At 56.9% G+C, this 13,398-nt stretch carries 13 protein-coding genes; 8 read left to right on the forward strand and 5 right to left on the reverse strand.

The features are described from left to right. The first annotated feature begins 179 nt into the window (after positions 1–179). The 5 genes from AC1RKG_RS19480 (at position 180) to cysM (ending at position 4,951) form a co-directional block, all read left to right on the forward strand. Positions 180–1,202, forward strand: a complete 1,023-nt coding sequence (locus AC1RKG_RS19480; protein ID WP_020828000.1) for a sulfate ABC transporter substrate-binding protein — start codon at positions 180–182, stop codon at positions 1,200–1,202. Next, a complete protein-coding gene (gene cysT, locus AC1RKG_RS19485; protein ID WP_020827999.1) occupies positions 1,202–2,032 on the forward strand; it encodes a sulfate/thiosulfate ABC transporter permease CysT in 831 nt (276 codons plus the stop codon). The genes AC1RKG_RS19480 and cysT overlap by 1 nt, the downstream gene beginning before the upstream one ends. Next, positions 2,032–2,907 (forward strand): sulfate/thiosulfate ABC transporter permease CysW, encoded by an 876-nt coding sequence (gene cysW / locus AC1RKG_RS19490; RefSeq protein ID WP_046372985.1) that lies wholly within the window; start codon positions 2,032–2,034, stop codon positions 2,905–2,907. Before cysT ends, cysW begins: the two co-directional genes overlap by 1 nt. Beyond that, the gene (gene cysA / locus AC1RKG_RS19495; RefSeq protein ID WP_020827997.1) at positions 2,897–3,985 is read left to right on the forward strand and encodes a sulfate/thiosulfate ABC transporter ATP-binding protein CysA; all 1,089 of its coding nucleotides are present in this window, start codon (positions 2,897–2,899) and stop codon (positions 3,983–3,985) included. Before cysW ends, cysA begins: the two co-directional genes overlap by 11 nt. A gap of 84 nt (positions 3,986–4,069) precedes the next feature. Then, on the forward strand, positions 4,070–4,951 hold the full coding sequence (gene cysM, locus AC1RKG_RS19500; protein ID WP_020827996.1) for a cysteine synthase CysM: 882 nt from the start codon (positions 4,070–4,072) through the stop codon (positions 4,949–4,951). A 3-nt stretch (positions 4,952–4,954) separates the two neighbouring features. Here cysM and AC1RKG_RS19505 read toward each other — a convergent pair whose 3' ends face one another. Both AC1RKG_RS19505 and AC1RKG_RS19510 read right to left on the reverse strand, forming a co-directional pair. Further along, complete coding sequence (locus tag AC1RKG_RS19505; protein WP_261109278.1) at positions 4,955–6,907, reverse strand: MacB family efflux pump subunit; 1,953 nt, start codon at positions 6,905–6,907, stop codon at positions 4,955–4,957. A gap of 2 nt (positions 6,908–6,909) precedes the next feature. Beyond that, positions 6,910–8,058 (reverse strand): efflux RND transporter periplasmic adaptor subunit, encoded by a 1,149-nt coding sequence (locus AC1RKG_RS19510; RefSeq protein WP_493183644.1) that lies wholly within the window; start codon positions 8,056–8,058, stop codon positions 6,910–6,912. Between the two features lie 218 nt (positions 8,059–8,276). Here AC1RKG_RS19510 and AC1RKG_RS19515 point away from each other — a divergent pair, with 218 nt between their 5' ends. Together AC1RKG_RS19515 and AC1RKG_RS19520 are read left to right on the forward strand one after the other, a co-directional pair. Beyond that, positions 8,277–8,957, forward strand: coding sequence for a response regulator transcription factor (locus tag AC1RKG_RS19515; RefSeq protein ID WP_020827993.1), 681 nt, complete (start codon positions 8,277–8,279; stop codon positions 8,955–8,957). 5 nt (positions 8,958–8,962) lie between these two features. Then, complete coding sequence (locus AC1RKG_RS19520) at positions 8,963–10,279, forward strand: ATP-binding protein (RefSeq protein WP_198639920.1); 1,317 nt, start codon at positions 8,963–8,965, stop codon at positions 10,277–10,279. Positions 10,280–10,543: 264 nt separating this feature from the next. Here AC1RKG_RS19520 and crr read toward each other — a convergent pair whose 3' ends face one another. The 3 genes from crr to ptsH are packed head-to-tail and all read right to left on the reverse strand — an operon-like array spanning position 10,544 to position 13,134. Next, a complete protein-coding gene (gene crr / locus AC1RKG_RS19525; RefSeq protein ID WP_012146162.1) occupies positions 10,544–11,053 on the reverse strand; it encodes a PTS glucose transporter subunit IIA in 510 nt (169 codons plus the stop codon). A gap of 49 nt (positions 11,054–11,102) precedes the next feature. Further along, positions 11,103–12,830 carry a phosphoenolpyruvate-protein phosphotransferase PtsI gene (gene ptsI, locus AC1RKG_RS19530; protein WP_020827991.1) on the reverse strand — a complete coding sequence of 576 codons (1,728 nt, stop codon included), beginning with the start codon at positions 12,828–12,830 and terminating at the stop codon, positions 11,103–11,105. Between the two features lie 46 nt (positions 12,831–12,876). Next, entirely contained in the window at positions 12,877–13,134 is a 258-nt protein-coding gene (gene ptsH, locus AC1RKG_RS19535) for a phosphocarrier protein Hpr (protein ID WP_004936458.1), read from the reverse strand. Positions 13,135–13,241: 107 nt separating this feature from the next. Here ptsH and AC1RKG_RS19540 point away from each other — a divergent pair, with 107 nt between their 5' ends. Then, entirely contained in the window at positions 13,242–13,391 is a 150-nt protein-coding gene (locus AC1RKG_RS19540) for a hypothetical protein (protein ID WP_020827990.1), read from the forward strand. The last annotated feature ends 7 nt before the right edge of the window (positions 13,392–13,398 follow it).

A 13,398-nucleotide genomic window follows, 5' to 3' on the forward strand; every position in this document is an offset into this window, starting at 1 on the left:
TGCCGGCTCCGGATTAACTTCCTCCTCTGCCACACCGCTCTGCCCCTGCCTTATAGCGTTTGATGCTTGAAAATCACTAAACGGTATATAAAAGCGTTACAGCTCCGCACCTAGTTATAAATACACTGGTCAACATCAGGGCGAAAGCCCGGCGGATTGATTCAGCTATAAGGTGCACAATGAAACAAACACGGGTTAAAAATTTCATGCTGAAAGGATGGTTGGCGGCGGCGCTGTTAGCCAGCGGTACCGTTTCGGCCGCTGAGCTGCTGAACAGCTCCTATGACGTTTCCCGTGAATTGTTTACCGCACTGAACCCGGGTTTTGAACAGCAGTGGAACCAGCAGCATCCGGGCGACAAGCTGACCATCAAACAATCTCACGCTGGCTCTTCCAAGCAGGCGCTGGCCATATTGCAGGGGTTACGTGCCGACGTCGTGACCTACAACCAGGTGACCGACGTGCAGATCCTGCACGATCGCGGCCAACTTATTCCGGCTGACTGGCAGGCTCGCTTACCGAACAACAGCTCACCTTTCTATTCCACCATGGCTTTCCTGGTGCGCAAGGACAACCCAAAAGGCATCCATAGCTGGAACGATTTGGTGCGCGACGATGTGAAGCTGGTGTTCCCGAACCCGAAAACCTCCGGCAACGGCCGTTATACCTATCTGGCTGCCTGGGGAGCCGCCAGCCAGGCTGACGGCAACGATCAGGCCAAAACCCGTGCCTTTATGACCCGTTTCCTGAAAAACGTGCTGGTGTTTGACACCGGCGGTCGCGGTGCGACTACTACCTTTGTGGAACGCGGCCTGGGTGACGTGCTGATCAGTTTTGAGTCGGAAGTGAACAATATCCGCAAGCAGTATGGCGAAGACAAGTATCAGGTGATCGTGCCGCCGGTCGATATTCTGGCGGAGTTCCCGGTCGCCTGGGTCGACAAAAACGTGGAAAGAAACGGCACTGAACAGGCCGCCAAAGATTATTTGAATTACCTCTACAGCCCGGCTGCGCAGCAGGTGATCACCAGCTTCTACTATCGCGTGTATGACAAACAGGCGATGGCGGCCGCGAAGGGCCAGTTCCCGCAGACCAAACTGTTCCGTGTAGAAGATCAGTTTGGTGGCTGGCCACAGGTGATGAAGACGCATTTCTCTACCGGTGGCGAGTTGGATCAACTGTTAGCGGCAGGGCATAAGTAATGTTGTTGTCCAGCAAACGGGTTCTGCCTGGGTTTGGTCTCAGTCTGGGAAGCAGCCTGTTTTACACTTGCCTGATCCTGCTGCTGCCGCTCAGCGCACTGGTGATGCAGCTGGCGCAGATGAGCCTGGCGCAATATTGGGAAGTGGTTTCCAACCCGCAGGTGGTTGCAGCCTATAAGGTCACGTTGCTGGCGGCGGGCGTCGCCAGCTTGTTCAACGCGGTGTTCGGCATGCTGATGGCCTGGATCCTGACTCGCTATCGTTTCCCCGGGCGCACGCTGCTGGACGGTCTGATCGACCTGCCGTTTGCGCTGCCGACGGCGGTGGCCGGTTTGACGCTGGCGGGGTTGTTCTCCACCACCGGGTGGTATGGCCAATGGTTGGCGCATTTTGACATCAAGGTGACGTTCACCTGGCTTGGCATCGCGGTGGCGATGGCCTTCACCAGCTTGCCCTTCGTGGTGCGTACCGTTCAACCGGTGCTGGAAGAGCTGGGACCCGAATATGAAGAGGCCGCAGAGACCCTGGGCGCAACCCGCTGGCAGAGTTTTCGCCGCGTGGTGATGCCGGAGCTGGCACCGGCGCTGCTGGCCGGTACGGCCATTTCCTTTACCCGCAGCCTGGGCGAGTTTGGCGCGGTGATTTTCATCGCCGGCAACATCGCCTGGAAGACGGAAGTGACCTCGCTGATGATTTTCGTTCGTCTGCAGGAGTTCGATTATCCGGCGGCCAGTGCGATTGCCTCAGTGATCCTGGCGGCTTCGCTGCTGTTGCTGTTCAGCATTAACGTTCTGCAAAGCCGCTTTGGCCGACGCATCGGGGGGCACTGATGGCGGATATCTCTGAGTTCAACGGCGTCGAACGCCCGCGCGTCAATTGGGGCAAGTGGACGCTGATCGGTATCGGCGTGCTGTTTTCGGTATTGCTGCTGGTGGTGCCGATCGTTTCGATTTTCGCCGAAGCCTTTTCCAAGGGCGCTGGCGCGATGTGGAGCAACCTGGTCGATCGCGACATGTTGCACGCTATCTGGCTGACGGTGCTGATTGCCCTGATTACCGTGCCGTTCAACCTGGTGTTCGGCACCTTGCTGGCCTGGCTGGTGACGCGGTTCACTTTCCCGGGCCGCCAGCTGCTGCTGACGCTGATCGACATCCCGTTTGCCGTGTCACCGGTAGTAGCGGGGCTGATTTACCTGCTGTTTTACGGCAGCAATGGCCTGCTGGGCGGTTGGCTGGATGCGCACAATATCCAGATCATGTTCTCCTGGCCGGGCATGGTGTTGGTGACCATTTTCGTGACCTGTCCGTTCGTGGTGCGTGAGCTGGTGCCGATGATGCTGAGCCAGGGTAGCCAGGAAGACGAGGCCGCCATTTTACTGGGCGCTTCCGGCTGGCAGATGTTCCGCCGGGTGACGTTGCCGAACATTCGCTGGGCGCTGCTGTACGGCGTGGTGCTGACCAACGCGCGCGCCATTGGCGAATTCGGCGCGGTGTCGGTGGTGTCCGGTTCTATTCGCGGCGAGACCTTTAGCCTGCCGCTGCAGGTCGAGTTATTGCAACAGGATTACAACACTGTTGGCTCCTTTACCGCCGCCGGGTTACTGACCCTGATGGCGATAGTGACCCTATTTTTGAAGAGTGGCCTGCAATGGCGTCTGGAACGTCAGAATGCACGTCTCGAGCGGGAGGAAAATCATGAGCATTGAGATTAACGGTATCAACAAGTTCTTCGGTCGTACCAAGGTATTGAACGATATCTCGCTCGATATTGCCTCCGGTGAGATGGTGGCGTTGTTGGGGCCGTCGGGCTCCGGCAAAACCACGCTGCTGCGCATTATTGCCGGGCTGGAAAACCAGAGCGGCGGCAAGCTGGGCTTCCACGGCACCGACGTCAGCCATGTGCATGCCCGCGATCGCCGGGTGGGTTTCGTGTTCCAGCATTACGCGCTGTTCCGCCATATGACGGTGTTCGACAACATTGCCTTTGGCCTGAGCGTGCTGCCGCGTCGTGAGCGTCCGAATGCCGCGGCAATCAAACAAAAAGTGACCCAACTGCTGGAGATGGTGCAGCTGGGTCATTTGGCCAACCGCTATCCCTCACAGCTTTCCGGCGGCCAGAAGCAACGCGTAGCTTTGGCTCGTGCACTGGCGGTAGAGCCGCAGATTCTGCTGCTGGACGAACCTTTTGGTGCGCTGGATGCCCAGGTGCGTAAAGAGCTGCGCCGTTGGTTGCGTCAGTTGCATGAAGAGCTGAAGTTTACCAGCGTGTTCGTCACCCACGATCAGGAAGAGGCGATGGAAGTGGCCGACCGCATCGTGGTGATGAGCCAGGGCAATATTGAGCAGGTAGGTTCGCCGGAAGAAATTGTCCGCGAACCGGCCAGCCGCTTTGTGCTGGAGTTCATGGGCGAAGTGAACCGCCTGAGTGGCGAAATCCGCGGCTCGCAACTGTTCGTCGGCGCGCACCAGTGGCCGCTGTCGTTCCAGCCGATGCATCAGGGCAGCGTGGATCTGTTCCTGCGGCCTTGGGAGATGGAAGTGGGCACCGAGAGCAGCGAGCGCTGCCCGTTGCCGGTGCAGGTGCTGGAGGTTAGCCCGCGTGGCCACTTCTGGCAGATGACCGTTCAGCCGATCGGTTGGCACCAGGAACCTATCAGCGTGGTGTTGCCTGACGGCAACGAGCCGCCGGTTCGCGGTGGCCGTTATTACGTCGGCAGCCTGAATGCGCGCCTGTACGCTGGCGATCGGCTGCTACAACCTGTTGCGTTAGCTAAAAGCGCCTGATAGTTTTTACCTCCCAACATCATTTTAAAGGCAACCCTGGGGTTGCCTTTTTACATTACGCACTTCAACACACAGGCAAAGCACGTGACAACGCTCGAACAATGCATCGGCAATACCCCGCTGGTAAAATTACAACGTCTGGCCGCAGGACTGGGCAGCGAGGTTTGGGTCAAGCTGGAAGGCAATAATCCGGCGGGCTCGGTGAAGGACCGCGCCGCGCTGGCGATGATCCAGCAGGCGGAATTGCGCGGTGAGATAAAACCCGGTGACCGGCTGATTGAGGCCACCAGCGGCAATACCGGCATTGCGCTGGCGATGATCGCGGCGTTGAAAGGCTACGCTTTGACGCTGCTGATGCCGGAAAACATGAGTCTGGAACGCCAGGCGGCGATGCGCGCCTACGGGGCCGAGCTGATCCTGGTCAGCCGGGAAGTGGGCATGGAGGGGGCGCGAGACCTGGCGTTGGACATGCAGAATCAGGGGCAGGGCAAGGTGCTGGATCAGTTCAACAATCTGGACAATCCCTACGCCCACTTCACCACCACCGGCCCGGAAATCTGGCAGCAGAGCCAGCAGCGGGTCACCCATTTCGTCTCCAGCATGGGCACCACCGGCACCATTACCGGCGTGGGCGGCTACCTGAAGAGCCAAAATCCGCAGGTGCAGATCATTGGCCTGCAGCCGGCGGAAGGCAGCAATATTCCCGGTATTCGCCGCTGGGCACCGGCTTATCTGCCGGGTATTTTCCGCCCGGATCTGGTGGATCAGGTGTTGGATATCGAGCAAACCGACGCCGAGCAGACCATGCGTCAGTTGGCGCAGCGCGAAGGCATTTTCTGCGGCGTCAGCTCCGGCGGTGCGGTAGCCGGTGCGTTGCGGATCGCAGCGGCGAACCCGGGCAGCGTGATTGTGGCGATCATCTGCGATCGCGGCGATCGCTACCTCTCCACCGGCGTTTTCGGTTGAGGGTTACTCCCTTTCCAACGCATGTATCGGATCCATCCCGGCAGCGCGTCTTGCCGGGAAGAAGCCAAAAATCACCCCGATCAGCGTCGAACAGATAAACGCGGCGACAATGGACTCGGTGGAATACACCATCGTGAAATTGTCGCTGAATTGACTGAACACCACGCCAATCCCCAGCGACAGCAGAACCCCCAATGTGCCGCCCAGCAGGCACACCAGTACCGCCTCAATTAAAAATTGTTGCATGATGTCGCTGGCGCGGGCACCGACCGCCATACGCACGCCGATTTCTCGGGTGCGTTCGGTCACCGACACTAGCATGATATTCATTACCCCAATGCCACCCACCACCAGAGAAATCAATGCGATCATCGACACCAGCAGCGTCAGGGTGGCGGTGGTTTTCTCAATGGTTTGGCGAATGCTGTCGGTATTCATCACAAAGAAGTCCTTGCCGCCATGGCGCTGGCTCAGCAGACGGGTGACGCCGTCTTCGGCGCTGGTGAGATCGATATCGTCGTTCACCCGCACGGTGATGCTTTTCAGGTAGCTCTGGCCCAGCATGCGTTTCATGGCGGTGGTGTAGGGGATCCAGACGTTCAGATTCTCGTCGCTGCCGAAACCGCTCTGTTTTTTGGCGGCGACGCCGATAATGCGACACGGCAGCGAGCCGAGCAGGATCACTTCGCCAAGCGGGTTGGCGCCGTGAGGAAACAGTTTGTTGCGGGTATTTTCGTCAATCACCGCTTCCTGCATCAACTGGTCGACGCTATGGCGGTTAAACGCCATGCCGCTGTCGATGCTGTAACCGCGCACCAGAAAATACTGCTCACCGACGCCATTGACCGTGCCGCTGACCGACTGATTGCCATAGCGGAAGGTGGTGCTGCTTGAAACGGTCGGCGTGACGCTGTGCACGTAGCCCTGCTGCGCCAGCGCATCGGCGTCGGTGGCCCGCAGCGTCTGTACTGCAGCAGAACGCATATCGCCGAAATCTTTGCCCGGATAGACCTCCAGCGTGCTGGTGCCCATGGCGTTGATGTTGGCCAGCACCTGCTGCTGAGAGCCTTTGCCCAGCGCCACCACCGATACTACCGAGGCAATGCCGATGATAATGCCGAGCATGGTCAGTAAGGTGCGCAGGCGTTGGGAGGCCATCGCCAGCAGCGCCATTTTGAATGCTTCGTACAGGCGATCGCGTTGCGATTGCCAGCGGCTGACGGCGTTATCCAGCGCTATCGGTAGGCGTGCCACGGTGTGGGCCGTTGTTTTCCGTCGGTCGGCGACAATCTCGCCGTCACTAAGCTCAATGATGCGCTGAGCATGTTCGGCAACTTGCATATCGTGAGTGACAATCACCACCGTATGGCCGCGAGCGTGCAAGTCTTTCAGGATGCTCATCACTTCTTGCCCGCTGTGGCTGTCCAGCGCGCCGGTGGGTTCGTCTGCCAAGATTACCTCGCCACCGTTCATCAATGCGCGAGCGATACTGACGCGTTGCTGCTGGCCACCGGAGAGCTGGCTGGGACGATAATTCAACCGTTGCGCCAGGCCGAGCCTTTGCAGCAGATCGGCGGCGCGTTGTTGGCGTGCGCTGCGGGCATGGCCGGCATACACCGCAGGGACTTCCACGTTGCCTTGGGCGCTAAGATCCCCCAGTAAATGATAGCGTTGGAAGATAAAACCGAAATGTTCGCGGCGCAGTTCGGCCAGGCTGTCGCGATCCAGCCGTGCGGTACTGCGGCCGGCCACCTGATAATCCCCTTCGCTTGGGCGATCGAGGCAGCCGAGAATGTTCATCAAGGTTGATTTACCCGAGCCGGAGGCGCCCACGATGGCCACCATCTCGCCTTGGGCAATGCTGAGATTGATCTCCTTGAGCACGGTGACGTTTTGGTCACCGGCCTGAAAACGGCGGCTGATACCCTGCAGTTGCAGTAGGGGTTGTGAGGCCATCATCACATCCCCATCGGTGGCGGGCCCATACGACGGGCGGGGCTTTGGCTCGTGGCATTGGCCTGGCTGACGATCACTTTCTCACCGGCCAACACGCCGCTGATAATCTGTGCGTCGACGTTGTTATTGATACCGACCTTGACCGGACGGCGGGCGATATTGCCCTGCTTATCCACCACCTGTACCCAGTCGCCTTCCAGCGCGGTTGCGGGGATCACCACCGCATTTTCCGCTTTGGCCAACACGATATACACCTGCGCAGTCATTGAAATGCGCAGCGCGCCGTCCGGGTTTGCCACATCAAACAGGCCGTTGTAGTAAATTGCGGTGCTGGAGCTGGAAGTACTGCTGGACGTGCTGGTGCTGGTCGAAGTAGTTTCGTCGTTGATCGAGTCTGGTGCCGGCTCTATGGCCCGCAGCTGGGTGCTATAACGCTTGCCCGGTTCGCCGAGGATGGTGAAATAGACCGGCATGCCGGTTTTCACCTTGACCACATCGGCTTCGGATATTTGCGCTTCGACAGTCATGGTCGCCAACTGAGCGACTTTGACGATGGTGGGGGCGCTTTGGACTGCGTTCACCGTTTGGCCTTCTTCTACCGGTAAGGCGACGATGGTGCCGTCGATCGGCGAGGTGATTTTGGTGTAACCGAGGTTAACCTGCGCGGTGTTGACCGCGATTTGCGCCTGAATGATCTGCGCATCCAGCGCGTTGATATCGGCGCGGGTGGCAATCAACGTGGCCTGAGCGCTGTCCAAATCTGCGCGGACCCCGACACCACGCGCCACTATGGCCTGCTGGCGCTGATAAACCAGCTGATTGTTGTGCAGCGCCGCCATTTTGGACGCGCGCTGTGCCTGAACGTTCTTCAATGCCGCTTCCGCGTCCCTCAGGGCGTTCTGCTGGGTTAAGTCATCAATCTCAGCCACTCGCTGGCCTTTATGCACTTTGTCGCCCAGCGCCACGTACAGGGCCTTAATCTGGCCCGATACCTGAGCGCCGACGCTAACCTGTTTTTGCGCTTCTATCGTACCGTCGGCCAGCACCGTTTGTTCCAGGTCACGGGTTTGTGCTACCGCAGTGATATACCGGGGCGTTTCTGTAGCGTCGTGGGATCGGAAGTAGAGAAATAGGGCGATAGCGGCCACAATACAGTGGGCGGCAGATAGCGTTTTAAGCGTTGAAACGATGGCATGAGGAGAAGCTTCCCTGGCATAAAGCGTGGCGAAAATCTGTTGGCACTAATTTAACGCGCCGTCGGCCGGGCTGCGGTTAAGTGGCATTCAGGAATATGTAAGGATTGAGTAAAACCGGCTGCGAAGCAGGCAAATAGGCGTGAAAATGACGAAAATCCGCGAAGGAGCAAGGCATGAAAATTTTATTGGTCGATGATGACCTCGAGCTCGGCACCATGCTGAGTGAATATCTGACTGGCGAAGGTTTCAATGCCACGCTGGTGCTGACCGGCAAAGCGGGCGTGGAAGGCGCGCTGTCTGGCGATTACACCGCAATGATCCTCGACATCATGCTGCCGGACATGAGCGGCATCGACGTGCTGCGCGACGTGCGTAAAAAGAGCCGCATGCCAATCATTATGCTGACGGCCAAAGGCGACAATATCGACCGGGTCATCGGGTTGGAGATGGGGGCCGACGACTACATGCCCAAGCCATGCTATCCCCGCGAACTGGTGGCGCGCCTGCGCGCGGTACTGCGTCGTTTCGACGAGCGCCCGGAAGAAGTGGACGACGAAATTGCCATTAACTTCGGTGAGCTGACCCTCAACCCATCGACCCGCAGCAGCGAATGGCGCGGTAAACCTTTCGATCTGACCGCTTCCGAATTCAACTTGCTGGAGCTGTTGCTGCGTGCGCCTGAACGCGTGGTATCAAAAGACGAACTATCGGAAAAAGGGTTGGGGCGCCCGCGCGAAGCCTATGACCGCAGCGTTGACGTTCACATCAGCAATATTCGCCAGAAGTTGGGGGCGTTGACGGATAACGCACTCAGCATTGAAACGGTGCGCAGCATCGGCTACCGCATTCGGTAATGGCCATGCGCGGAAGACTATTCTGGAAAATCCTGCTCGGCTTCTGGCTGACCTTTATCATCATGACCCAGGCGCTGTGGGTCGCTTTTTCTTTGTATGGCGATCGCTATGAGCCGCCGGAAAACGCGATGGCCCGGCGTGCGGTTACGCTGCAACTGACTTCGGCCGCCACCCAATTGCGCGAGGGCGGACTGCCGGCATTGAATGCCATGCTGAAAGACTGGTCGGATGATGACCGGCGCTTGTTGTCCGTAACGCCGATGGCGCAGCCGCCTGCAGCGGAGGAACCGGTATTTGAGGGGCGCCGCAGGTTAAAGGAGGTGACTGCGTGGGTGAAAGATTCGGGTGGCACGGGCTATCTGTTGAGTTACGACATGCGGGCCCTGCGGGAAGAATATAGCCCGAACCGGCGTCCGCACGTGTTCAATATCCCTATGCCGATGCTTTGGGTGGGGGGGCTGGCGGGGCTGCTGTTCAGTACGGTGCTGGCCTGGAACCTGACCCGGCCGATGCGTAAGCTGCGCGATGGTTTTGACCGCGTAGCCCAGGGCGACTTATCGGTGCGTTTGTTCCCGGCGATGCGCCGGCGACATGATGAACTGTCCGAGGTAGCGCGCGATTTTGACAGCATGGCCGAACGGCTGGAGCTGTTGGTTAGCGCCCGCGAACAGTTGTTGCATGACGTTTCGCACGAGCTTCGTTCACCGTTGGCCCGGTTGCAGTTGGCCATTGGCCTGGCGCGGCAAAATGCAGGCAACGTCGAGAACTCGCTGCAACGCATTGAGCATGAAGCGGGGCGGCTGGATAAAATGATTGGCGAACTATTGGCGCTGTCACGTGCCGAGAGCAACAGTCTGCCGGACGAAGAGTATTTCGATCTGTACGGGCTGGTGGATGCGGTAGTGAGCGACGCGCGTTACGAAGCGCAAATCCCTGGCGTCGAGATTGTGCTACAGGCCAGTTCGGACGTGGAATATACCGTTAAGGGCAATGCCGAGCTGATGCGGCGCGCGGTGGATAATATCGTGCGCAACGCGTTACGTTTCTCCTGCCATGGTCAGCGGGTGACGGTGGTGTTGACGCGAATCGACCAACTGTTCCAAATAGAGGTCAGCGATCAGGGGCCTGGGGTAGAAGAGTCGAAGCTTTCCAGCATCTTTGATCCGTTCGTCAGGGTAAAATCGTCGATGTCGGGCAAGGGTTACGGACTGGGACTGGCGATCACCCGCAAGGTGGTGCTGGCACATGGCGGACAGGTTGAGGCGCGCAACGGCGAACAGGAAGGGTTGGTGATTACTCTGCGCATTCCGCGTTGGCAGTAATAACACCCTTCGCCTTTCGGACCGCCGCGTTGTTGGTTGGCTGCTCGTGCGCACACCAGTCACTTACTTGAGTAAGCTCCTGGGGATTCACCCGCTTGCCGCCTGGCTGCAATTCGAAATTCGTTGGGTATTCTCAGTTGTACAATAGGCGTTATCGGTGCAGGCAGCTTGAAAATGCCTCGGAGTGTACGTGCAGTACATACTGATTCAGCCTGGTGACATAAAAAAACGGCGCCAAGGGCGCCGTTCTTATTTCATTCGCAATTACTTCTTGATGCGGATGATTGGGGTCTCACCAACGGTTACGTTACCGGTCAGTTTGATCAGCTCTTTGATCTCGTCCATGTTGGAGATAACCACCGGCGTCAGGATAGACTTGGCTTTCTCTTCCAGCAGGGCCAGGTTGAACTCGATAACGACGTCACCTTTCTTGACGCGCTGGCCTTCTTCAGCGATGCGTTTGAAGCCTTCGCCTTTCAGTTCAACGGTGTCGATACCGAAGTGGACAAACAGCTCGATGCCGCTGTCGGATTCGATAGAGAAAGCATGGTTGGTTTCGAAAATTTTACCGATAGTACCGTCAACCGGGGCAACCATTTTGTTGCCGGTAGGTTTGATGGCAATACCGTCGCCAACGATTTTTTCAGCAAATACTACGTCAGGCACATCTTCGATATTAACGATTTCGCCAGAAAGTGGAGCTACGATCTCGATAGTGCCCGTGTCTTTCTTGTCATCAGAAACCAGAGATTTCAGTTTATCGAACAAACCCATGATCTTCTCCTAAGCATTAAATTGGGCGGCGTTCCAGTGTCGTGGAAGTTTAGCAGAGCGTCTTTTCTTCGATGAATTTATTCACGCAATTCATCAGATCTTGCGCCGTTGGCTGTGCCAAGGCTTGCGCTGCCAACGCCTTCACATCTTCGAAATTAGTATTACGAATAATTTTCTTGATGCGCGGGATTGAAATCGCACTCATGCTGAACTCATCCAGCCCCATGCCCAATAACAACAGTGTAGCACGCTCATCGCCAGCCAGTTCACCGCACATACCGGTCCACTTGCCTTCTGCATGAGATGCATCAATAACCTGTTTGATCAGGCCAAGCACTGATGGGGACATCGGGTTATAGAGATGAGAAATCAGCTCATTGCCGCGATCTACCGCCAGAGTATACTGGGTTAGATCGTTTGTCCCAATACTAAAGAAGTCGACTTCTTTCGCCAGGTGATGAGCAATCACTGCCGCGGCCGGTGTTTCCACCATTACGCCCACTTCAATGGTCTCGTCAAAGGCCTTGGATTCTTCACGCAGCTGCGCCTTCAGCGTCTCGATTTCACCTTTCAGATCGCGGACTTCTTCCACGGAAATGATCATCGGGAACATGATGCGCAGTTTGCCGAACGCGGAAGCGCGCAGGATGGCGCGCAGTTGCGCGTGCAGGATTTCTCTGCGGTCCATGGCGATACGAATCGCGCGCCAGCCGAGGAACGGGTTCTCTTCTTTCGGCAGGTTCATGTACGGCAGGTCTTTGTCGCCGCCGATGTCCATGGTACGGACGATCACGGCCTGTGAGCCCATGGCTTCCGCAACGGCTTTGTAAGCCTGGAACTGCTCGTCTTCAGTCGGCAGTGAATCGCGGTCCATGAACAGGAATTCGGTACGATACAGGCCAACACCTTCTGCGCCGTTGCGCTCTGCACCGGCGACGTCGCGCACGGTACCGATGTTGGCACAGACTTCAACCTGATGACCGTCCAGCGTAATCGCCGGCAGATCTTTCAGCTTGGCCAGATCGTTTTTCTCGGTGACGTACTGGTTCTGTTCGGCTTTCAGCTGATCGATAACGTCAGCGGTCGGGTTAACGTAAATTTTGTTGTTAACCGCATCCAGAATCAGATAGTCGTCGTTCTTCACCTGCTTGGTCACGTCGCTGGTGCCTACGATTGCCGGCAATTCCAGGGAGCGAGCCATGATGGAGGTGTGGGAGGTCCGGCCGCCGAGATCGGTAATGAAGCCCAGCACCTTGTCCAGGTTCAACTGTGCGGTCTCAGACGGGGTCAAATCGGTAGCGACCAGGATAACTTCGTCCTGGATGGCGCTCAGATCGACGATAGCCAGGCCCAGAATGTTCTGCAGCAGGCGTTTACCGATGTCGCGTACGTCGGCCGCACGCTCTTTCAGGTATTCATCGTCAAGTTCTTCCAGTGCTTTCGCCTGGCCTTCGATGATGGTGTAGGCCGCAGCGTCTGCAGAAGCCAACTCATCTTTGATTAGGGCTATGATTTCCTGCTCAAGCTCTTCGTCTTCCAACAGCATGATGTGGCCTTCGAAGATAGCTTCTTTCTCTTCGCCGAAGGTTTCGCCAGCTTTGGTCTTGATCGCTTCCAACTGCTCGGACGCTTTGGCGCGGCCGGCAAGAAAACGTGAGACTTCCTGCTCTACATCATCTGCAGAGATTTTCTTCCGGTTGATGACAATTTCATCTTCTTTCAGTAGGAGAGCCTTACCAAAAGCGATACCCGGTGATACTAAAATGCCTGAAATCATAACCCTACCTTACTCTTGACTGGTGTTAACTAAGAAGACGGGCCGATTACTCAAGCTCTGCCATCAGTTTTACCAAGTGCTCAACGGCTTTCTGCTCGTCTTCACCTTCAGCGGAGATGGTCACTACGGTCCCTTGAGTCAGCCCCAGAGTTTGCAGTTTGAACAGGCTTTTGGCGCTGGCGCTTTTCCCGTTAGAGGTCACGGTGATGTCAGAAGTGAAGCCTTTGGCTTCTTTAACGAACTGAGCGGCAGGGCGAGTGTGCAGACCATTCGGAGCGGTAATAGTAACTTCTTGCTGGAACATTGATGTTTCCCCAACTTATTGGTGTGTCGTGGAGCTAAAGTTTAGCCCAAGGGTATGACTTTAGCTTGTCTGGTTAGCGCCTGACTATGGTACAGGGGCGAGCATTGATGCAACAGAAAACGACGAGTTTGGCACTTCAGATCAAAAAATTTGGCTTCCGCCGTCGTTTCAATCCGCGCTTCATTATGCCGTGTTTAACGCATCAGCGACAAATGAGTAAATCGATTCAGCCTAAACAAGAAATGAAGGGCGATTAATTTTGCG

This window comes from Serratia sp. GW822-FHT06D09 (genome assembly GCF_058799515.1).